Source organism: Catenulispora sp. EB89 (genome assembly GCF_041261445.1).
GTDB lineage: Bacteria > Actinomycetota > Actinomycetes > Streptomycetales > Catenulisporaceae > Catenulispora.
Map to the genome: position 1 here is coordinate 163,926 of NZ_JBGCCU010000002.1, position 21,347 is coordinate 185,272.

The following is a 21,347-nucleotide window of genomic DNA, read 5'->3' on the forward strand; positions in this document are numbered from 1 at the left end:
TCAGGCCTCCGGGATCTCGAAGGAAGTGGTGCGGCTCATCCCGGCGGCACGGCCCTTGCCCGCGATGACCAGGGCCATCTTGCGGGAGGCCTCGTCGATCATCTCGTCGCCGAGCATCGCCGAGCCCTTCTTCCCGCCGGCCTCGGACGTGCAGTAGTCGTAGGCGTCCAGGATCAGCTCGGCGTGGTCGTAGTCCTCCTGCGACGGCGAGTAGATCTCGTTGGCCGCCTCGACCTGGCCCGGGTGCAGGACCCACTTGCCGTCGAAGCCGAGGGCGGCGGAGCGGCCGGCGACCTCGCGGAAGGCGTCGACGTCGCGGATCTGCAGGAACGGACCGTCGATGGCCTGCAGGTCGTGCATGCGCGCGGCCATCAGGATGCGCATCAGGATGTAGTGGTACGGGTCGGCCGGGTAGCCGGGGATCAGCGCGCCGACGACCAGCGACTTCATGTTGATCGAGGCCATGAAGTCGGCCGGGCCGAAGATGATGGTCTCCAGCCGCGGGCTGGCGGCCGCGATCTCGTCGACGTTCACCAGGCCGGCGGCGTTCTCGATCTGCGCCTCGATGCCGATCTTGCCGACCTCGAAGCCCATCGTCTTCTCGATCTGCGTGAGCAGCAGATCCAGCGCCTGCACCTGGGCCGCGTTCTGGACCTTGGGCAGCATGATGGCGTCCAGGTTCTGGCCCGCGCCCTCGACCACGGTGACGACGTCGCGGTAGGTCCACTCGGTGGTCCAGTCGTTGACCCGCACGACCCGGGCCTTGCCGGTCCAGTCCCCCTCATTGAGGAACTTCACGATCGTGTGCCGGGCCTCGGGCTTGGCCAGCGGGGCGCACGCGTCCTCCAGATCCAGGAAGACCTGGTCGGCGGGCAGGCCCTGCGCCTTCTCCAGGAAGCGCGGGTTGGAGCCGGGCACGGCCAGACACGAACGGCGGGGGCGCTGCGGACGAGCGGACTCGGACATGGGTGGGTTCCCTCCCGGGAGTGGGTACGGACCGCTGATAGCCGTCACGTTACTGGCGGGTCACCTAGGGCGTCATCATGACGCGCGCCACTTCCGGGCCGTTGCCTGTGGGGGTCAGTGCGCGTCGCGGCCCCGGTTCGCCGTCACCACGAGCAGCAGCCCGCCCAGGATCAGCAGTGCCCCGGGAATCGCCCAGACCGAGGGGATCTGGTGCAGGAAAACGGCCGCGACCACGGCCGCGATCGGCACCTCGAGCAGGACCGCGGTGGAGATCACGGTGGCGCTGGTGGTCTTCACGACGCGATTGAAAAGGGTGTGGCCGAGGAACTGCGCCAGGAGGGTGAGCGCGCCGATCTTCAGCCACGCGTTGCCGCCGAAGCCGACGAGCTCCGAACCGGTCGCCGCGACGGCGCCGATGAGGAACACGGACGCCGCGCCGTAACAGAGGAAGGCGTAGGTCGGCAGCGACGCGGTCTTGCGCACCTCGCCGCCGATGGTCATGTAGACCGCGGCGAAGGCGGCGGCGGTCAGCGCGAGCAGGTCGCCCTCGAACGCCCGGAACGAAGCATGGAAGTCCACCCCCGACAGCACCAGCACCCCGGCGAACGCGACCCCGATCCCGGCCCAGGCGCGCCTGGGGACGTGATGGCCGAGGACGCGCGCGACGATCGCGGCGAAGATCGGCTGGGTCGCGGCGAAGGCCGTCGCCGACGCGACCGAGGAGAGCTTCGCGGACGGCGTCCAGGTCGCGAAGTGCGCGCCGAGGATGAGGCCGGATATGAGCGCCAGGACGGTGGTCCGGCGCCCGAGCCCGCGCAGTTCGGCACGCAGGTTCTTGCGCAGGAGGACGTACGGCCCGAAGACGGCGGCGGCTATCGCGTTGCGCCAGAAGGCGATCGCCATCGCCGGCGCCGCGGTCGCGGCGATAAGCGGGCCGGAGATGCCGGCCGCGCTGACCGCGACGCCGAGCACTGCGATGTCGGCCTTGGGCGGCCGGTGGACGGCGGAGACGCGGAGCGGGGCGAGCGTGGGGATTGCGGGCGCGGTAGCGGCGCTGTCCGCGGTCACCTGCGGGTCCGGGTCACGGGTAAGCCCCTGTCGTGAAGGGTGGTCCTGTCGGCGGACAGCAGGGTAGCCGGGGGTGTGCGCAGGCCTGCGGGGTGCTCAGCATGCGGGAAGAACGGGGCGTTTCGGCAGGCGTGTCCCGAGAAGGCGATCGCGCCGCGCGAGGTGTGAGACGCTACGGCCATGCCCGAGCAGCCCGAGCAGACCACGGACACCCAGCGCCCGAGCGCAACCGCCGAGCCCGCGACCACGGCCGCCGCCGCGTCGCAGCCCGGCACGTCGAAGTCTGCCGCCTCGCAGTCCGACGCCTCGAAGCCTGCCGCCTCGCAGCCCGCGGCCTCGCAGCCCGGCGCCTCGAAGTCCGCCGCCTCGCAGCCCGGCGCCTCGCAGCCCGGCACGTCGAAGTCCGGCGCCTCGCAGCCCGTCGCCTCGCAGCCCGGCACGTCGAAGTCCGGCGCCTCGCAGCCCGTCGCCTCGCAGCCCGGCGCGTCGAAGTCTGCCGCGTCGAAGCCCGCCGCCTCGAAGTCTGCCGCCTCGCAGCCCGCCGCCGACCCCAAGCCGAGCCAGACCCCCTGGGTCCCCGAGCCCGACTTCGACGCGGCCCTGATCGAGGAGGCCGCCAAGAAGTCCGGCCTGGTCTGGCTGAGCCCGGCGGGCCTGTCCGCGAAGGGCGACGCCGCCCGCGCCAGCGGCCCGCAGGCGGTGTGGCACGTGTGGCACGACGGCGCCGTGACCGTCGTCGCCGGCGGCGCCGAGCAGCCGCTGCCGCTGTACGCGGTCCCGGGGCGCGTGGTGGAGGTCGCCATGCGCAGCAAGGACCAGGGCGGCCGGCTGATCAGCTTCCTGAGCCAGGTCGAACTGGTGGTCCCGGGCACCCCCGAATGGGGCGCGGCGGCCGAGGCCCTGCATGCCGAGCGCCTGAACCTCGCCGAGGGCGACAAGTACCAGCAGCGCTGGGCCGCCGAGTCGGCGATCCTGCGCATGCGCCCGCTCGGCGGCGCCGTGGCCCCGGACGGCGGTTCGGGCGCGGCGCGGCCGCTGCCGACGCCGGCCGCCACGCTCGGACGGATGCCTCGGATGATCGGCGGGGTGCCGCGTGAGAAGGAGAAGGCGGGTAAAGCCGGCAAGGCGGCCAAGAAGCGCCGGTAGGGCTATATGAAGAGCAGCGGCGGGGCGGCGGTGAGCGGCACCCGCCGAGCGACCCGCTAGCAGCGCCCGCCGCCAACGCTCCCGGCCCGGGCACCGAACCCGCAACCACCTCGACCACCCGTTCGGCAGAACCCCGGCATTCACCCCAAACCCCCCGGGTACCGACCGGCCATGAACCGTGCCGCCCTCGAAGCCGCCAACGCCGACCTGAACGAGCGCGGGCGCAAGGGCCGCATCGGCTTCTTCGTCTTCATGGCGCTGCTGATGCAGTTGGCCTTCGTGGTCTCCTACACCGGCGCCATGCACGGTCCGCAGCGTCCGCACCGCATGCCGGTCGGGGTCGTCGCGCCGGCGCAGGTGGTGCAGCAGTTGCAGAAGACCTCCGACCAGTCCGGGCCGCTGTTCACGCTCAAGCCCCAGGCCAGCCCGGCGGCCGCAGAGGACGCCATCAAGCACCGGCGGGTCCTCGGCGCGTACCTCCCGGCCGCGGTCGGCAGTACCGACCAGCTGCTGGTGACCACCGCCATCGGCCCGGCGGCGCCGCAGGCGCTGACCATCGCCTTCACGCAGGCCGCGCAAGCTCAGCAGCACACGCTGCAGGTGAAGGACGTGCTGCCGCCGCATCGGGGCGACGCCGAGGGCCTGGTGCCCTTCTACCTGGTCATCGCCTGGACCGTCGGCGGTTATCTGGCCTCGACACTGGTCGGCCTGATGGGCGGCATGAAGAGTGCGACGCCGCGGCTGGCGCTGGAGCGGATCGGGATGCTCGCCGTCTACAGCGTGCTCGGGGGTATCGGCGGCACGCTGATCGTGCACACCATCCTGGGCTTCCTCGGCGGCGGCTGGTGGACGCAGGCCCTGATCGGCATGCTCGTCGTCTTCTCCGTGTCGGTCTTCGCCAACGGCCTGCAGACCTTCCTCGGGCTGGTCGGCACCGGGATCGTGATCGGCCTGTTCGTAATTCTCGGCAACCCCTCGGGTGCGGGTCCGTGGCCGCGGAACATGATTCCGGGGTTCTGGCGGGTGATCGGGCCGTGGCTGCCCAACTTCCAGGGCACCAACGCGGTGCGCGGTGTGGCCTACTTCCACTCGCAGGGGCTCTCGACCGCGCTGTGGCTGTTCGTTGTCTACGCGGCGATCGGCGTGGCGTTGTCACTGGCCGGAGCGGGCCGTGACAACGCGATTCTGCGGATGAGCGAGCATTAGAGCACAATCGCGGGATGCGCGACTTCATCCAGGGCCTGCCCAAGGCCGAGCTTCACGTCCACCACGTCGGATCGGCCTCGCCGCGCGTCGTCGCCGACCTCGCCGCCCGCTACGAAGGCGCGACCGACGTGCCGGCCGATCCGGAGCGGCTGGCCGAGTACTTCACCTTCACCGACTTCCGGCACTTCATCGAGCTGTACCTGAACGTCGTGGACCTGATCCGCACGCCCGAGGACATCAGGGACCTGACCTACGGCGTGGCCCGCGACATGGCGGCGCAGAACATCCGGTACGCCGAGCTGACCTGCACGCCGCGCTCGCACCTGCGGCGCGGCATCGACGGGGCGGCGTACCTGGAGGCGATCGAGGACGCGCGGGTGGCGGCGCACCGCGACTTCGGCCTCAGCCTGAAGTGGGTCTTCGACATCCCCGGCGAGTCCGGGCTGGAGGCCGCCGAGGACACCATCGCGCTGATCGAGGCCCGGCAGCCCGAGGCGCTGGTCGGGTTCGGGCTCGGCGGGCCGGAGATCGGCGTGCCGCGGCCGCAGTTCGCGCCGTACTTCGAGCGCGCGCTGGCCCTCGGGCTGCACAGCGTGCCGCACGCCGGGGAGTCCACCGGGCCGGAGACCGTCTGGGACGCGCTGCGGCACCTGAAGGCCGAGCGCATCGGCCACGGGACCTCGCTGGTACAGGACCCGGAGCTGATCGAGTACCTCGGCGAGCACCGGATCCCGATCGAGGTCTGCCCGACCTCCAACATCGCCACCGGCGTGGTGAAGGACCTGGACCTGCACCCGATCCGGCAGATGGTGGACGCCGGCCTCGTGGTCACGGTGAACAGCGACGACCCGCCGATGTTCGGCACCGATCTGAACCACGAGTACGAGGTCGCCGCCAAGCTCCTGGGCCTGGACGAGCGCGGCGTCGCCGAGCTGGCGAAGAACGCCGTCGAGGCCTCGTACCTGGACCCCGCCGGCAAGGCCGCGCTGGCCGCGGAGATCGACGCGTACACCGCCCAGGCGCGATGATCGGGAATGGCAACGCCCGCACGACAAGTTGGGAACACGCATGACGCTTGAGATCTCGGACAAGGCCCGCGCCCTGCTGGAGAAGCCGGTCCTGGTGGACCTGGCCACCGTCCGCCCCGACGGCTCCCCCCAGGTGAACCCGATGTGGTTCAAGTGGGACGGCGAGCTGCTGTGGTTCACGCACACGAAGAACCGCCAGAAGTACAAGAACATCGCCCACGAGCCGCGGGTGTCGATCTCGATCATGGATCCGGACGACAAGTACGAGTACCTCGAGGTCCGTGGCGTGGTCGAGGTCGTCGAGGCCGACCCCGAGGCCACGATGTACCAGACGCTGTCGGAGTGGTACGACGGCAAGGCGATCGTCCCCGGCGACGCGAAGGACCGCGTGAAGATCGGCGTGCGGCCGACGAAGCTCTCCGGGCACTGAGAAGGTAGAAAGCATCCGGCCCGGTTCGGCGAGCGATCGCCGGGCCGGGCCGTTTTCGCGCCACCTGAAACAGCCGCCTGAACCACTCGCCTAAAGCAGCTGCACCGACTCCGCATAGTGGCAAGCCGCCTTGTGCACCGCGTCATCGCTCGTCGCCATCCCGCCGGGACCGCGCCCGACCAGCAACGGTTCCTCGTCGACGCACTTGCGCTGCTGCTCGGAGGTCAGCGTCAGGAACTTCGGGCAGCGGGTCCGGAACCGGCAGCCCGAAGGCGGGTTCGCCGGCGAGGGCACGTCGCCCTGCAGCAGGATGCGCTGGCGGGTCCGCTCGCGCCGGGGGTCCGGAATGGGGATCGCGGAGATCAGCGCCTGCGTGTAAGGGTGCTGCGGATGGTCGAAGAGCTGGTCCCGGGGGCCGAGCTCGACGATCTTGCCCAGGTACATCACCGCCACCCGGTCGGCGATGTGCCGCACCACCGACAGGTCGTGCGCGACGAACAGGTAGGCCAGGCCCAGCTCGTCCTGCAGCTCCTCCAGCAGGTTGATCACGCCGGCCTGGATCGAGACGTCCAGCGCCGACACCGGCTCGTCCAGCACCAGCAGCTTCGGCCGCAGCGCCAGCGCGCGGGCGATGCCGATGCGCTGCCGCTGGCCGCCGGAGAACTCGTGCGGATAGCGGTTGCCGTGCTCCGGCTTCAGGCCGACGGTCGCCATCAGCTCCTCGACCTTCTTGCGGCCGACGCCCTTGTCGCCGTAGAGGCCGTGGATGCGCAGCGGCTCGGCGATGATCTCGTTCACCGTGATGCGCGGGTCCAGGGAGGCGAACGGGTCCTGGAAGACCAGCTGCATGTCGCGGCGCAGGCGGCGCAGGTCGTTCTTGCCGACGGTGGTCAGGTCCACGCCGTCGAACACCACCTGGCCGCTGGTGGCCGGCTGCAGGTGCAGCACCGCGCGGGAGGTCGTGGACTTGCCGCAGCCGGACTCGCCGACCAGGCCCAGGGTCTCGCCGGGGGCGATCTCGAAGGAGATGCCCGAGACCGCCTGCACCACTCCGACCTGCTTGCGGAACAGGCCGCTGGAGCGGATCGGGAACTCCTTGACCAGGTTCTTCACCGTCAGCAGCGGGGCCGCGGCGGCGGTCGGGGCAGCCGTCGGGGCGCCGGAAGCCACCGGGGTGCCGGCAACCGGAGCGCCGGAGTCCGCAGGGACCGTGGGGTCAGCGGGCACCGTGGGGTCAGCGGCAGCCCGGGCATCGGCAGCCGGGCTGCCGGAGTCGGCCGAGTCAGCCGAATCAGCCGAATCAGCTGGCACGGCCGCAGCGGCGGAACCGGCCGAGTCCGCGGGAACAGCCGAGTCGCCGGAGTCGGCCGGCTCCGCGGGGTCGGCGGGCGTCGGGGTGGTGGTCACTGCGCGGCTCCGCTCTGCGGGTGCGGGTCGTCCGGGTGCGTATCGGCCGGGGCCGGGGCCGTGTCGGGCCGCTCGCCCGGCGCGGCGTTCGGGTCGGTGCTGAAGATGTCCATCGCGCCCTCGTGCGTCAGCAGGTCCGAGTGGTGGCAGGCGGCCTCGTGGTCGGCGCCGAGCGCCGGGAGCAGGGCCGGCTCGCTCTCCAGGCAGATGTCGGTCCGCAGCGGGCAGCGCGGGGCGAAGGGGCAGCCGGGCGGCAGGTTCACCACCGAGGGCGGGGTGCCCGGGATCGGGGTCAGCTTCTCCTGGGAGCGCTGGTCCAGCCGGGGCAGGGAGCCCAGCAGGCCCACGGTGTACGGCATGCGCGGGTGGTAGTAGATGCCGTCGATGGGGCCGATCTCGACCGGCTTGCCGGCGTACATCACCAGCACCCGGTCGGCCTGGCCGGCGACCACGCCCAGGTCGTGGGTGATCAGCACCATGGCGGCGCCGGTCTCCTTCTGCGCCGCCCGCAGCGCCTCCAGCACCTGCGCCTGGACCGTCACGTCCAGTGCGGTGGTCGGCTCGTCGGCGATGATCACGTCCGGGTCGTTGGCCATCGCGATCGCGATCACCACGCGCTGCCGCATGCCGCCGGAGAACTCGTGCGGGTACTGGTCGATCCGCTTTTCCGGGGAGGGGATGCCGACGATCTCCAGCAGCTCCATGGCGCGCTTGCGCGCCACGTCCTTGGAGACGTCGTTGTGCGCCAGCACCGCCTCGGACAGCTGCCAGCCGATCTTGTAGACCGGGTTGAGCGAGGTCATCGGGTCCTGGAAGATCATCGCGATCTTCTTGCCCCGGACCTCGGTCATCTCCTTCTCGGTGAGCCCGAGCAGCTCCCGGTCCCGGAACAGCACCGAGCCGGTGATCCGCGCGGTCTTGGGCAGCAGCCCCATGACCGCCATCGAGGTCACCGACTTGCCCGAGCCGGACTCGCCGACGATGCCCAGCACCTCGCCGGCGTGCAGGTCGTAGGAGACCCCGCGCACGGCCTTGACCAGTCCGTCGTCGCCGGGGAACGTGACGGTCAGGTCCCGGACCGACAGCACGGTGTCGGCGGCCGGGACCGTGCCGGCCGGGAACCCGGTGTTCTCTGGTGTCATGCGCGGGCCTTCGTCTGCGTCGGGTCGAGGGCGTCGCGCAGGCCGTCGCCGATGAAGTTCACGGTCAGCGCGATCAGGATGATGAACAGGCCCGGGAAGTAGAACAGCCAGCCCCGGCCGCCGGTGGCCGCGGTCTCGCCGCTGGTGATCAGCGAGCCCAGCGAGATGTCCGGGAACTGCACGCCGAAGCCCAGATAGCTCAGCGCCGTCTCGGTCAGCACCGCGGCGGCCACCAGCAGCGTGAACAACACGATGATCGGGCCGGCCACGTTCGGGATGATGTGCCGGAAGATGATCCGCCGGTCGGTGGCGCCCAGCGCCCGCGCCGCCTCGATGTACTCCTTCTCGCGCACCGAGAGCACCTGGCCGCGCACCACGCGGGCCGAGCCGGTCCACAGCAGGCCGGCCAGCACCACGGCCAGCAGCGCCCAGTTGTTGCCGAACTTCTTGCCCAGCAGCGCGCCGACGGCCAGCGCCGGGATGGTCAGCACCAGGTCGACCAGGCGCATCATCAGGGTGTCGGTGACGCCCCGGTAGAAGCCGGAGACCGCGCCGTAGATCGAGCCGAAGACGGTGCCGGCGATCGCCACGGTGAAGGCGATCTTCAGCGACAGCTGGGTGCCGGCCATCACCTGCGCCATGTGGTCGGCGCCGTTGGAGTCGGTGCCGAACGGGTGGCTGAACGAGGGCGCCACCGAGAAGTCGTTGGTGAAGTCGTTCGGCCCGTACTTCCACACCACCGGCCCGATGAAGGCGAACAGGATCACCAGGATCAGCACGAACAGCGAGGCCACCGCCAGCTTGTGCTGCCGGAACCGGCGCAGCACCAGCTGCCACTGGTTGCGCGCGGCCACCGTGAACTCGTTGTCGGTCGGCTCCGGGCCCGACTGCAGTATGTCCTCGCCGCCCGGGGTGACGGCGTCTATCATCAGCCCGGGCTGCTGGCCCTGTTCGCCCAGGAACTCGGCGCCCCGGCCGCCGGGGGTCCCGGGCAGGTCCGGTTCCACCGGCTCGTCGTTGACGTCCCGCGGCGGGATGTTGTCAGCCACGCTCATCCCTCCTAGGACAGCCGGATTCGGGGGTCGAGGACCGCGTAGAGCAGGTCCGCGATCAGGTTGAAGACGATCACCAGGGTGGCCGAGATCAGCAGCCAGGCCAGCACCGTGTTGGTGTCCTGGGTCTGGATGCCGTTGATGAACATCGTGCCCAGGCCCTGCCACTGGAAGATGCGCTCGGTGATCACCGTGCCGCCCATGATCGCCGCGACGTCCAGCGTCACCTGCGTGGTCATCGGGATCAGCGCGGTGCGCAGGCCGTGCCGCACCATGACCCGGCGCGGGGACAGGCCCTTGGCCCGGGCCAGCCGCATGTAGTCGCTGTTCAGCACGTCCAGCATCGACGCGCGCTGGAACCGGGCCCAGGTGGCGTACGAGCTCAGCGCCAGGGTGATGGTCGGCAGCAGCAGGAAGCCGAACCAGGACCCGACCCCGCCCCACTGCCCGCCGGGCGGGCCCAGGGTCTTGATGCTGGTGCCCAGCGAGTTGTTGATGTCGGTGGCCCAGATCTTCAGCAGGATCGCGAACCAGAACACCGGCAGCGACAGGAAGAAGAACCCGATCAGGGTCGCGACGTAGTCGGTGATGCTGTACTGCTTCATCGCGGTGATCACGCCGACGATCACGGCCAGGATCAGCGCGATGATGATCGCGCAGATCACCAGCCGGAAGGTGACCCAGACCCGGCGGCTCAGCTCGGCGTTGATGTCGAACGCCGACCCCTGCACCGAGGGCCCGAAGTTCCCGTGGATCACCAGGTTCTTGATCCAGTTCCAGTACTGGACCAGCAGCCCGTGGTTCAGCCCGAGCGCCTTCTCGCGCGCGGCGATCTCGGCCGGCGCCGGCGGCGGGTTCTTCGCCTTGAAGTCGCCCAGCGGGTCCGCACCCCAGGCGACCAGCAGGAAGACCAGGAACGTGGACAGGATCAGGATCGGGATCGACACCAGCAGTCGGCGGATGGTGAAGGCGAGCATCTTTCGGGCCTTCTTCGTTAAGAGGGTGGAAAGTGACAATTCGCGGCGCGAAACGGCCTATGAGCGGCGCCTGGCGTCGCCAGGTGGCCCTTACAGCCAACCAGGATGCGGCGGACCACCTGTCTAGCCATGCTTGCTCCTAGACCGTTTCGCTAGTTCTCGACGTTTGCTGGCGTTCCGTGTGCCGCAAATCGCCACTCTCCACCCTCTAGAGCGGACGGGACCGTACCTGCGCCGGCAGGGAGGCCGGGCGCACGCTAGGCGCGCCCGGCGGTACTCCTGACTACTTCTCGCCCCACTGCGCGATGTTGTACGTCGGCCCGATCTGCGTCGGGTTGTCGCGCACGTTGCCCAGGGTGTTCTTGTACGCGATCATCGTCGGCTTCTGGTACAGCGGGAGCGTGTACGCGTCCTTGGTGATCTGCGCGTCGGCCTCGTTCAGGTCCTTCTCGCGGGCCGTCTGGTCGGGGTTGACCGTGGCGTCGGCCAGCCACTTGTCCACGTTGGCGTTGCTGTAGTACCCGTAGTTGCTCTGCGGGTTGCCCTGCGTCGTGGTGGTGTACAGGGGCTGGTTCGCCGAGTTCGGGAACGGGGTGTCCACCCAGGCGAAGACGATGATGTCGTACTGGTGCTGGGCGTCGGCCTGGGTCAGCGTCTTGCCCAGGGCGTCGGTGGAGCTGACGTTGACCGTGATCCCGAGCTGCTTCATGGCCTGCGCGAACAGGTTGCAGGTGTCCTGGCGCAGCTGGTTGCCGACGGTGTAGCGCATGCTGAACGCCGGGACGGCCTTGCCGGTCGGGTCGACCAGCGCGGTGCCCACGCCCTTGTACCCGGCCGAGGTCAGGAGCTGCTTGGCCTTGTTCAGGTCGCCGGACTCCGGGTACATCGCGGACGTGTTGTCCTGGTAGCCGGGCTGGCCGGGCACCACCATGCGGTTGTTCAGCACGGCCGCGTCGTTGTCGAACTGCTTGATGGTCCGGTTCAGCAGGCCCAGCCGGTCGAAGGCGGTGAACATCGCCTGGCGCAGCGCGACCTTGGCCGGCTCGGTCTGGTCGGCGTTGGCCGGGCCGCCGAAGGCGGTGTTGCGCAGGTTCAGGTCGATGTGCTCCCAGACCAGGCCCTGGTTGATGTGGTAGTCCACGCCGGAGATGCTCTTGACCCGGTTCACCAGGTCCAGCTGCGGCTGCGGGTAGATGCCGTCCACCTCGCCGTTGGCCAGCGCGGTCGGCTCCTGCGAGGAGTCGGTGATCGCGCGGAAGTCGACCTCGTCCAGGTTGGCCGGCTTGCCGTAGTACTGCGGGTTCTTGATCGTCTTGATCAGGCTCTTGTCGGCCGAGACGCCGCCGGGGGCGATCTCGAACGGGCCGCCGGAGACGGTCGGCGGGTTGGCGTCCAGCCAGGTGAAGGAGGCCGCGACGTCGCCGTGCTGCTTGGCGATGTGCGAGGGCAGGATCGAGGTGAACAGGCTCTTCCAGTCCGAGAACGGCTTGTCCTGCTTGAAGGTGACGGTCACCGTCTTGCCGTTGTTGCTGCCCGCCACCGAGGCCACGTCGCTGTAGCCGGTGGTGCTGGCCACGTCGACGTTCGGGTTGGTGCCGTTCTGCGCCTGCCACAGGTAGATGAAGTCGTCGGCGGTGATCTCGGTGCCGTCGGACCACTTCGCGTTCGGCTGGATCTGGTAGACGATCTTCTGCGGCGTGGTCGCGGTGCCGTTGGTGACGACCGGGTCGCCGGCCATCAGGTCGGCGTTCAGCACCAGCGAGTAGTCCGGCTGCGGGACGTAGACGTCCGGGTAGATGCCGTTGGTGGTCTGCGCGTAGTCGAACGTGTTGCCCAGGGAGGTGAGCGGGTTCCAGTCCTGGACCGTCTTCTCGATGGTCCAGGTGATCTTCCCGCCCGGTTTCACGGTCGCGACGTTGACCGAGTTGCGCTGTGCGATGGGGGTTCCGGTGCCCGAACCCGAACTCGTCCCGGAGTTCGATCCTCCGCTGCTCTTGCTGCTGCTGCACGCGGTGGCGGCCAACGCCACCGCTGCCGCGATCGCCCCGGTCTGCAGCGCGAGTGTCCTCCTGCTGACGCCCATCTTTCTCCTCCTGTCGGGACACACGATGCGAACGCGCTGCTGGGAGCGCGTTCGCCACTCTATTCCCGACAAAGGGGGCATTCAGTGTGAGCATGCCAAAAGAGTGACAGGTGGTGATCAAAGGCGAAGCAGAACACGAAGGGCCGGCACCGCACAGGTGTGCGGTGCCGGCCCGGAACAGCCTTGGGGAATCAGCCGTGGCGGATCGGCCCCGGCGGATCAGTCCTCGCGGATCCAGGACATCATCGAGCGCAGCTTCTTGCCGGTCTCGGTGATCGGGTGCGCGGCCTCGGCCTCGACGTACTTCTTGTAGTTCGGCAGGCCGGCGTCGTACTCGGCGATCCAGTTGTCGGCGAAGGTGCCGTCCTGGATCTCGGCGAGCACCTGCTTCATCGTGGCCTTGGTCTGGTCGTTGACGATGCGCGGACCGGTGACGTAGTCGCCCCACTCGGCGGTCTCGGAGACCGACCAGCGCATCTTCTCCAGGCCGCCCTCGTACATCAGGTCGACGATGAGCTTGAGCTCGTGCAGGCACTCGAAGTAGGCCACCTCCGGCTGGTAGCCGGCCTCGACCAGGGTCTCGAACCCGGCCTTGACCAGCGCCGAGGCGCCGCCGCAGAGCACCGCCTGCTCGCCGAACAGGTCGGTCTCGGTCTCCTCGGTGAAGGTGGTCTTGATGACCCCGGCCCGGGTGCCGCCGATGCCCTTGGCGTAGGACAGCGCGAGCTCGGTGGCGGTGCCGGTGGCGTCCTGCTCCACGGCGATCAGACACGGCACGCCGCGGCCCTCGACGAACTGCCGGCGCACCAGGTGGCCGGGACCCTTGGGGGCGACCATGCAGACGTCGACGCCGGCCGGGGGCTTGATCAGGCCGTAGCGGATGTTCAGGCCGTGGCCGAAGAAGATCGCGTCGCCCTCGGCCAGGTTCGGCTCGACGGCCTCGGCGTAGACCTTGCGCTGCACCGGGTCCGGCACCAGAATCATGATCACGTCGGCCTCTTCGCAGGCCTCGAACGGCGTGACGACCCGCAGCCCGGCCTCCTCGGCGGCCTGGCGGGACTTGGACCCCTCGTGCAGACCCACCCGCACGTCCACGCCGGAGTCGCGCAGGGACAGCGCGTGCGCGTGGCCCTGGGAGCCGTAACCCAGAACCGCGACGCTGCGGCCCTGGATGATGCTCAGGTCCGCGTCGTCGTCGTAGTACATCTCAGCCATGGTGGTCGCTCATTTGCTTTCTGTGGGTGCGGTTGTGGTTGTCCCGGGAGCCGTTGGCAGCGTGGGCGTGGTTGCCCTCGTGGTGCGACCGGACGTCCTCGGGGGTGATGCTGCGCAGCGGCCGGTCGGCGATCGAGCGGGAGCCGCGGCCGATGGCCACCATCCCGGACTGCACCAGCTCCTTGACCCCGAAGGGCTCCAGGACGCGCAGCAGCGCCTCGATCTTCTCGCTGTCCCCGGTGGCCTCGACGGTCACGGCGTCGACCGCCACGTCGACGATCTTGGCGCGGAACAGCTGCACCGTGGCCATCACCTCGGCGCGGGTCTCCTGGTCGCAGCGCACCTTGACCAGCAGCAGCTCGCGCTGCACGCTGGCGGCCGGCTCCAGCTCGACGATCTTCAGCACGTTGACCAGCTTGTTGAGCTGCTTGGTGACCTGCTCCAGCGGATGGTCCTCGACCGTGACCACCAGGGTGATGCGGGAGACGTCCTCGTGCTCGGTCGGCCCGACCGCCAGCGACTCGATGTTGAAGTCGCGGCGGGCGAACAGGCCGGCGACCCTGGTCAGGACGCCGGGCTTGTTCTCGACCAGGACGGACAGGGTGTGTCGTGACATAGTCTCTATTCCTCCCCGTCACCGAAGTCTGGGCGCACGTCTTGCGCGGCCAGGATTTCATCATTGGACACGCCTGAGGGGACCATCGGCCACACCATCGCGTCCCGGTGCACCACGAAGTCCACGACCACCGGCGCGTCGTCGATCTCCATCGCCCTCTCGATCGTCTTGTCCAGATCGTCCGGCGACTCGCAGCGCAGGCCCACACAGCCGTAGGCGTCGGCCAGCTTCACGAAGTCCGGGATCCGGCGCGAGTCCAGGTCGGTGTTCGAGTAGCGCTTGCCGTAGAACAGGGTCTGCCACTGCCGGACCATGCCCAGGCTGCCGTTGTTGATGACGGCCACCTTGATCGGGATGTTGTTGATCGCGCAGGTGGCCAGCTCCTGGTTGGTCATCTGGAAGCAGCCGTCGCCGTCGATCGCCCAGACCGTGGAGTCCGGCATGCCGACCTTGGCCCCCATCGCGGCCGGGACCGCGTAGCCCATGGTCCCGGCGCCGCCGGAGTTCAGCCAGGTGTACGGGTTCTCATAAGAGATGAACTGCGAGGCCCACATCTGGTGCTGGCCCACGCCGGCGGCGAAGATCGTCTCGGGGCCCGCGATCCGGCCCAGCCGCTCGATCACCTGCTGCGGCGCCAGCGAGCCGTCGGAAGGCAGCTCGTAGCCCAGCGGGTAGGTCTTGCGCCAGCCGTTGAGCTGCTCCCACCAGCCGGCGTAGTCGCCGCGCCGGCCGGCGGCGTGCTCGGCCTGGACCGCGACCACCAGGTCGGCGATCACCTCGCGGCAGTCGCCGACGATCGGCACGTCGGCGGTGCGGTTCTTGGAGATCTCCGCCGGGTCGATGTCGGCGTGCACGATCTTCGCGTTCGGGGCGAAGCTGGACAGCTTGCCGGTCACCCGGTCGTCGAAGCGGGTGCCCAGGGCGACGATCAGGTCGGCCTTCTGCAGCGCGGTGACCGCCGCGACCGTGCCGTGCATACCGGGCATGCCCAGGTGCAGCGGGTGGGAGTCGGGGAAGGCGCCGCGGGCCATCAGGGTGGTGACGACCGGGGCCTCGGTGAGCTCGGCCAGCACCCGCAGCTCGGTGGTGGCCCGGGCCTTGAGCACGCCGCCGCCGATGTACAGCACCGGGCGCTTGGCCTCGGTGAGCATCTTGGCCGCCTCGCGCACCTGCTTGGCGTGCGGCTTGGAGACCGGGCGGTAGCCGGGCAGGTCCATCTCGACCGGCCAGGCGAAGTCGGTGGCGGACTGCAGCGCGTCCTTGGTGACGTCGATCAGCACCGGGCCGGGGCGGCCGGTGGAGGCGATGTGGAAGGCCTCGGCGACGGTGCGGGCGATCTCGTCGGCCCGGGAGACCAGGAAGCTGTGCTTGGTGATCGGCAGCGTGATGCCGACGATGTCCGCCTCCTGGAAGGCGTCGGTGCCGATGTGCGTGCTGGCCACCTGGCCGGTGATCGCGACCATCGGGACCGAGTCCATGTGCGCGTCGGCGATCGGGGTGACCAGGTTGGTGGCGCCGGGCCCGGAGGTCGCCATGCAGACCCCGACCTTGCCGGTGGCCTGCGCGTAACCGGTGGCCGCGTGCCCCGCGCCCTGCTCGTGGCGGACCAGGATGTGCCGCAGCCGGGTGGAGTCCAGCAACGGGTCGTAGGCCGGGAGGATCGCGCCGCCGGGGATGCCGAAGACGGTGTCGACCCCGCTCTCCTCCAACGACCGGATCAACGAGGCGGCGCCGGAGATCGCCTGCTGATCGCCGCGGTCTGTCATGACTTTCTCTTCTCTGAAGACTCGTACTGGGCCAACAAAAAACCCCCGGAGCCGGAAGGCTCAACGAGGGGAGGCGCGTGGCTACTTGTTGAAAGTCAGCCTACGCGCCTGGCAAGTACGAGAATCGACTGTCGTGTCGTCATGGTCGTTACCCTCCTCCTCGCCCCTTCCCTGTGTCAAGCATTGATCGGAGCGGTCTCGCCATGCGAAATGGCCCACGTGGCCGCGAGCGGTTCGGCGACCACCCGGTTGCGGCCCCCGGTCTTGGCCCGGTACATCGCGGCGTCCGCGCGCCGGAGCAGGTTGGACGCCGTGCCGCCGGGCTCGGAGAACGCCACGCCGATCGACGCGCCGAGGCAGTGCGCCAGCCCTTCGATGCGGTACTCCTCACACAGCCGGCCGCGGATCCGCTCGGCCACCCCCAGCGCGCCGCCCACCGTGGTGCCGACCTCCAGCACGATCACGAACTCGTCGCCGCCGAAGCGCGCCACGGTGTCCCCGACCCGCAGCGAGCCGGAGATCCGGCCGGCCGCCTCGACCAGCACCCGGTCGCCGGTCTCGTGGCCGACGGAGTCGTTGACGCCCTTGAAGCCGTCCAGGTCCAGGAAGATCACCGCGACCGGCTCCCACTCGGCCTGCCGCTGGGTCAGCGCGTGCTCCAGCCGGTCGGTGAGCAGCGCGCGGTTGGCCAGGCCGGTAAGTGCGTCGTGATAGGCGTGGTGCTGCAGGGTGGCGGCCGCGCGGCGCAGGTCCTCGGTCAGGCGCTGGTTCTCGAACAGCGTCAGCGCCTGCCGGGCCACCAGCGCGACCAGCACCGCGGCGCCGGCGATCAGCACCACCGGGTCCATCCGGCGCCCGGTGTCCAGGCCGTCGGCCAGCACACCGCCCAGGCTGAAGGCGCCGGCCAGGTACGGCAGTATCCCGCGCACCGTCCGTAACAGCGAGGCCCAGCGGGACGGCGAGTCGATGAAGCGCGTCCCGGAGCCGATGCCGCGTGCGGCGGGGACGTCCGGGGCGGCCAGCGTGAGCGCGACCTCGCGGCCGGTGGCGGCGTCGCAGTCGTGCAGGCCGATCGAGCATCCGGTGCCGCACTGGTGCATCAGACCCGCGGCCGCGGCGCCGCCGGCCGCGCCGCGGCCGATCCGTTCGGGCCGCCAGCCGTCGCCGTACCAGGCCGCCACCGCGATCACCAGGTAGCCGGCGAACCAGCCGGTGTCCAGGATGCCGCCGGACCGGTAGCCGTCGCGCACTGCGGGCATGGTGAAGATCGAGTCGCAGACCACGATCATCAGGTAGCCGACCCGCACCCCGGTGCCGATCCCGCCCCGCTCCCCCGGCGTGCGCGCCCGCAGCGCCAGCAGCAGGCTGACCAGCACCAGGTCGAAGGCCGGATAGCCGAGGACCAGGAAGGTGCGCACCGGGGAGTCCACCCGCTCGATGGCCAGCGCCAGCGCGAGCACCCAGGCCACCACGAACAGCGAGCCGGCCACCAGCGTGGTGTCCAGCAGCAGCCGGACCCGGACCGACAGGCTGACCTGCTCGCCGTGCGCGGTGACGAAGGCGGCCAGGGCCAGCGGCCCGAAGAACAGGAAGGACCAGTCGGCGGCCGACGGGCTCGGCGGCGTGACGTCCAGGACCAGCTCGTACCAGGCCCACACCGCGTTCCCGACCGCCGCGGCCAGACAGGACAGCCCGGCCAGCAGCCACGAGTAGCAGCGGAAGCAGGCCATCCGGTAGAAGCGCACCATCAGGACCGTGCGATGGATGCACGCCGCCGCCGCGAGACCCGCGGCGGCGGCCAGACCCGCGTCGCCCATCAGGGCCGGGACCGCGCCGGCCGGACCGACCAGGGCCACGGACGCGTGCGCGGCGATCAGAACGGCGGCGGCCTTATAGCCCGGCGGCACGCCGTGGATGCGCGCCCCGGGCAGCCGCCGCATGTGCAGGGCCGGAATCGGCCCTCGCCTGTCCAGTCCCATGGCAGTGCGTCACCAACCCTCGCTGACTTCCGACGGAAGGCTGACTCTAGGGCACTGACCCCTTACGCACCGTCATATTAGCGGGAGATAACCGAGATGAGAGCGTGAATCATCACCGATCGGGTCAATAGCCTGCCTTTCGGAGGACTTCTCAGGGCCCCCTTCAGAGCACTGTCTCACCATTGGCGAGCAGACCAAAGGTCACCGCGTCGACGAGTGCCTGCCAGGACGCCGTGATGACGTTCTCGTCCACGCCGACGGTCGACCACTCCGTCGTGCCGTCCGAAGTGGTGATCAACACCCTGGTACGCGACGCCGTGCCGTGGTCGCCGGTCAGGATCCGCACCTTGTAGTCCATCAGCTCCAGACCCGCCAGCGCCGGGTAAGCGGCGGCCAGCGCGGTGCGCAGCGCCGTGTCCAGGGCGTTGACCGGGCCGTTGCCCTCGCCGGCGGCGAGCACCTCCTCGTCCTTGACCTTCAGCTTCACCGTCGCCTGGTTGACCACCGCGCCGTCGGCCAGCTGCTCGGCGAAGGTGCGCCAGGACAGCACCTCGAAGAAGCGCACCGGCGCGCCGCTGAGCTCGCCGCGCAGCAGCAGCTCGAAGCTGGCGTCGGCGGCCTCGAAGGAGTAGCCGTGCGCCTCCAGCTCCTTCACCCGGTTGGTCACCCGGCCCAGCGTGTCGGGGTCCGCGGACAGGTCGAAGCCGAGCTCGCGGCCCTTGAGCTCGATCGAGGCCCGGCCGGCCATCTCCGAGACCAGCATCCGCATGTCGTTGCCGACCAGCTGCGGGTCGATGTGCTGGTACAGGCCGGGGTCGACGCGGACCGCCGAGGCGTGCAGCCCGGCCTTGTGCGCGAAGGCCGACAGCCCGACGTAGGGGGCCTGCGGGTTCGGCGCCAGGTTGGTGACCTCCGAGACCGCGTGCGCGATCCGGGTCATCTCGGCCAGCCCGGCCGGCGGGATCACCTCGCGGCCCAGCTTGAGCTGCAGGTTGGCGACCACGCTGAACAGGTTCGCGTTGCCGGAGCGCTCGCCGTAGCCGTTGGCGGTGCCCTGCACGTGGGTCGCGCCGGCGTCGACCGCGGCCAGCGCGTTGGCCACCGCGCAGGCGGCGTCGTCGTGGGTGTGGATGCCGATCCGGGTGCCGGTGGCCTCGCGCACCTCGTGCACGATGTCCGCGAGCTGCGCCGGGAGCATGCCGCCGTTGGTGTCGCAGAGCACGACCACGTCCGCCCCGGCCTCGGCCGCGGTGCGCAGGCACTCCAGGGCGTAGTCCCGGTCGGCCAGGTAGCCGTCGAAGAAGTGCTCGGCGTCCAGGAACACCCGGCGCCCCTCGGCCCGCAGGTGCTCGACGGTGTCCCGGATCATCGCCAGGTTCTCCTCCAAGGTGGTCCGGAGCGCCAGGTCGACATGCCGGACATGGCTTTTGGCCACCAGCGTGACGATCGGCGCCCCGGACTCCCGCAGCGCGGCCACCAACGGGTCGTCGGCGGCCTTCACACCGGTCCGGCGGGTTTTGCCGAACGCGGCGAGCTGCGCGTGCTTCAGGTCGAGCTCTGTTTGAGCCCGCCGGAAGAACTCCGTGTCCTTCGGGACGGCCCCGGGCCATCCCCCTTCGATGAAGCCGACGCCCAAGGAGTCCAGGTGCCGGGCGATCGTGAGCTTGTCGGCGACGGCGAGGGTCAGGCCCTCCTGCTGGCTGCCGTCGCGCAGGGTGGTGTCGTAGACGTGGAAGGACTCGTAGTCGCCTTGTGCGGACATGCCCGGGACTCCTCGGCTGTGCAGGCTTCATAGAAAAAACAGAAAACCTCCCGTGGGAATCCACGAGAGGTCTGCGCGCTGGCGGTGGGCAGTGGCTTATCGCTGCTCCGGTGCCGGCGCGCACGCCGTAATAATCTGCGGCTGATGCTGCATGGGATCAACATTGCCACAACTCCGCGCGGCTGGGACAGTGCATCTCGTCATGCGGGATCGGGCACATCACGCATGTGGCGCAGCGGCGAGAAGAACACCCAGGCCACGGCCACGTAACTGCCGATCACCGCGATCCACAGCGTGGGCCGCAGCCCGAGCCAGGTGCCGACCACACCGCCGAGCAGCGCGCCCAGCGGCATGGTGCCCCAGACGATGAACCGGACGCTGGCGTTCATCCGCCCGAGCAGCGCGTGCGGGGTGATCGCCTGCCGGTAGGAGACCTGCGCGACGTTGTAGACGACCGCCATCATCCCGAAGAACGCCAGGCCGGCGCCGTAGAGCAGCACGGCCCAACCAGGCCTCGCCAGCGGCGCCAGGAACGCCGGGATCCCCAGCACCAGCGGCGCCAGCCAGATGATCCGCGCGCTGCCGAAACGCTTGGCCAACGGCCCGGCGGCGACGCCGCCGACCATCCCGCCGACCGCGGCCAGAGTCAGCAGCAGGCCGACGCCGCTCGCCTTGAGGTGCAGCACCCGGACCATGAAGGGCATCTCCACGGCCAGCATCATCGCGCTGAACAGGTTGCTGGTGCCGGTGCAGGCCACGACCTTGCGCAGGATCGGGTGCCCGAGGACGAAGTGCAGGCCCTCCTTGACGTCGTCCCGGATCCTGCGCTCCTTGTGGCCGGGATGCGGCGGCTGCTCCGGCGTCCGGATCAGCAGCAGCGACAGCGCGGACAGGCCGTAGCTGGCCGCGTCGGCGACCAGCGCCCGCGCCGCGCCGAGCGCCCCGACCAGCACGCCGCCCAGCGACGGCCCGGCGAACTGTGCGAAGGACTGCGTGACGCCGAGCTTGCCATTGCCGTCGACCAGGTCCTCCCGCTCCAGCAGGGTCGGCAGGTAGCTCTGGTAGGCGACGTCGAAGAACACCGTCAGCACGCCGGCCAGCAGCGCGACGATCAGCAGGTGGAGGTAGGTCAGGTGCAGCCCGGGCAGCGTCGCCAGCGGCACCGAGGCCATCAGCAGCAGCCGGCCCAGATCGCACCACATCATCAGCCGGTGCTTCGCGGCCCGGTCCACCATGGCCCCGGCCGGCAGCGCGACCAGCAGGAACGGCACCGTGCTCATCGCGGTGAGCAGGCCGACCTGGAAGGTGCTGGCGTCCAGCAGCACCACGGCGGCCAACGGCAGCGCCAGCACGGTGACCGAGCTGCCGATCTCGCTGACCGACTGGCCGCCCCACAGCAGCAGGAAGTCGCGGTGGCGCCACAACGAACGGCGGGGCGCGGAGTCGGTCGGGGTCTGTGTCACCTTTAAAGGCTGTGTCACTCCCCGACCTTCTCGCGCGCCCC

At 70.0% G+C, this 21,347-nt stretch carries 16 protein-coding genes and 1 pseudogene; 4 read left to right on the forward strand and 13 right to left on the reverse strand.

Annotated elements, in window-relative coordinates; genetic code table 11:
• Positions 1–966 (reverse strand): CoA ester lyase, encoded by a 966-nt coding sequence (locus ABH920_RS04355; protein WP_370347029.1) that lies wholly within the window; start codon positions 964–966, stop codon positions 1–3.
• Between the two features lie 114 nt (positions 967–1,080).
• Positions 1,081–2,034: a DMT family transporter gene (locus ABH920_RS04360; protein WP_370347031.1), complete on the reverse strand. Its 954-nt coding sequence runs from the start codon at positions 2,032–2,034 to the stop codon at positions 1,081–1,083.
• 180 nt (positions 2,035–2,214) lie between these two features.
• Between ABH920_RS04360 and ABH920_RS04365 the strand changes: the two genes are divergently transcribed.
• The 4 genes from ABH920_RS04365 to ABH920_RS04380 all read left to right on the forward strand — a co-directional run bounded on the left by ABH920_RS04365 (position 2,215) and on the right by ABH920_RS04380 (position 5,844).
• The gene (locus ABH920_RS04365) at positions 2,215–3,180 is read left to right on the forward strand and encodes a hypothetical protein (RefSeq protein WP_370347033.1); all 966 of its coding nucleotides are present in this window, start codon (positions 2,215–2,217) and stop codon (positions 3,178–3,180) included.
• Between the two features lie 171 nt (positions 3,181–3,351).
• Positions 3,352–4,386: a DUF3533 domain-containing protein gene (locus ABH920_RS04370; protein WP_370347035.1), complete on the forward strand. Its 1,035-nt coding sequence runs from the start codon at positions 3,352–3,354 to the stop codon at positions 4,384–4,386.
• A 14-nt stretch (positions 4,387–4,400) separates the two neighbouring features.
• Entirely contained in the window at positions 4,401–5,414 is a 1,014-nt protein-coding gene (locus ABH920_RS04375; RefSeq protein ID WP_370347037.1) for an adenosine deaminase, read from the forward strand.
• Between the two features lie 40 nt (positions 5,415–5,454).
• Positions 5,455–5,844 carry a PPOX class F420-dependent oxidoreductase gene (locus tag ABH920_RS04380; RefSeq protein WP_370347039.1) on the forward strand — a complete coding sequence of 130 codons (390 nt, stop codon included), beginning with the start codon at positions 5,455–5,457 and terminating at the stop codon, positions 5,842–5,844.
• A gap of 90 nt (positions 5,845–5,934) precedes the next feature.
• On the opposite strand, the gene ABH920_RS04385 is transcribed toward ABH920_RS04380, so the two are convergent.
• From ABH920_RS04385 to ABH920_RS04435, 11 genes and pseudogenes are all read right to left on the reverse strand, one after another.
• Positions 5,935–7,014 (reverse strand): ABC transporter ATP-binding protein, encoded by a 1,080-nt coding sequence (locus tag ABH920_RS04385; RefSeq protein ID WP_370347983.1) that lies wholly within the window; start codon positions 7,012–7,014, stop codon positions 5,935–5,937.
• 233 nt (positions 7,015–7,247) lie between these two features.
• Entirely contained in the window at positions 7,248–8,393 is a 1,146-nt protein-coding gene (locus tag ABH920_RS04390) for an ABC transporter ATP-binding protein (RefSeq protein WP_370347041.1), read from the reverse strand.
• On the reverse strand, positions 8,390–9,442 hold the full coding sequence (locus ABH920_RS04395) for an ABC transporter permease (RefSeq protein ID WP_370347043.1): 1,053 nt from the start codon (positions 9,440–9,442) through the stop codon (positions 8,390–8,392). Before ABH920_RS04395 ends, ABH920_RS04390 begins: the two co-directional genes overlap by 4 nt.
• An 11-nt stretch (positions 9,443–9,453) precedes the next feature.
• The gene (locus tag ABH920_RS04400; protein ID WP_370347045.1) at positions 9,454–10,422 is read right to left on the reverse strand and encodes an ABC transporter permease; all 969 of its coding nucleotides are present in this window, start codon (positions 10,420–10,422) and stop codon (positions 9,454–9,456) included.
• Between the two features lie 283 nt (positions 10,423–10,705).
• On the reverse strand, positions 10,706–12,505 hold the full coding sequence (locus ABH920_RS04405) for an ABC transporter family substrate-binding protein (protein ID WP_370347047.1): 1,800 nt from the start codon (positions 12,503–12,505) through the stop codon (positions 10,706–10,708).
• Between the two features lie 219 nt (positions 12,506–12,724).
• A complete protein-coding gene (gene ilvC, locus ABH920_RS04410; RefSeq protein WP_370347049.1) occupies positions 12,725–13,720 on the reverse strand; it encodes a ketol-acid reductoisomerase in 996 nt (331 codons plus the stop codon).
• A gap of 106 nt (positions 13,721–13,826) precedes the next feature.
• A pseudogene (gene ilvN, locus ABH920_RS04415) lies at positions 13,827–14,336 on the reverse strand (acetolactate synthase small subunit); the annotation flags it as partial.
• 5 nt (positions 14,337–14,341) lie between these two features.
• Entirely contained in the window at positions 14,342–16,102 is a 1,761-nt protein-coding gene (locus ABH920_RS04420; RefSeq protein WP_370347052.1) for an acetolactate synthase large subunit, read from the reverse strand.
• Positions 16,103–16,278: 176 nt separating this feature from the next.
• Positions 16,279–18,081 carry a diguanylate cyclase gene (locus tag ABH920_RS04425; protein WP_370347054.1) on the reverse strand — a complete coding sequence of 601 codons (1,803 nt, stop codon included), beginning with the start codon at positions 18,079–18,081 and terminating at the stop codon, positions 16,279–16,281.
• A 163-nt stretch (positions 18,082–18,244) separates the two neighbouring features.
• Positions 18,245–19,843 carry a citramalate synthase gene (gene cimA / locus ABH920_RS04430; RefSeq protein ID WP_370347056.1) on the reverse strand — a complete coding sequence of 533 codons (1,599 nt, stop codon included), beginning with the start codon at positions 19,841–19,843 and terminating at the stop codon, positions 18,245–18,247.
• A gap of 200 nt (positions 19,844–20,043) precedes the next feature.
• A complete protein-coding gene (locus ABH920_RS04435) occupies positions 20,044–21,306 on the reverse strand; it encodes an MFS transporter (RefSeq protein WP_370347058.1) in 1,263 nt (420 codons plus the stop codon).
• Between the last annotated feature and the right edge of the window lie 41 nt (positions 21,307–21,347).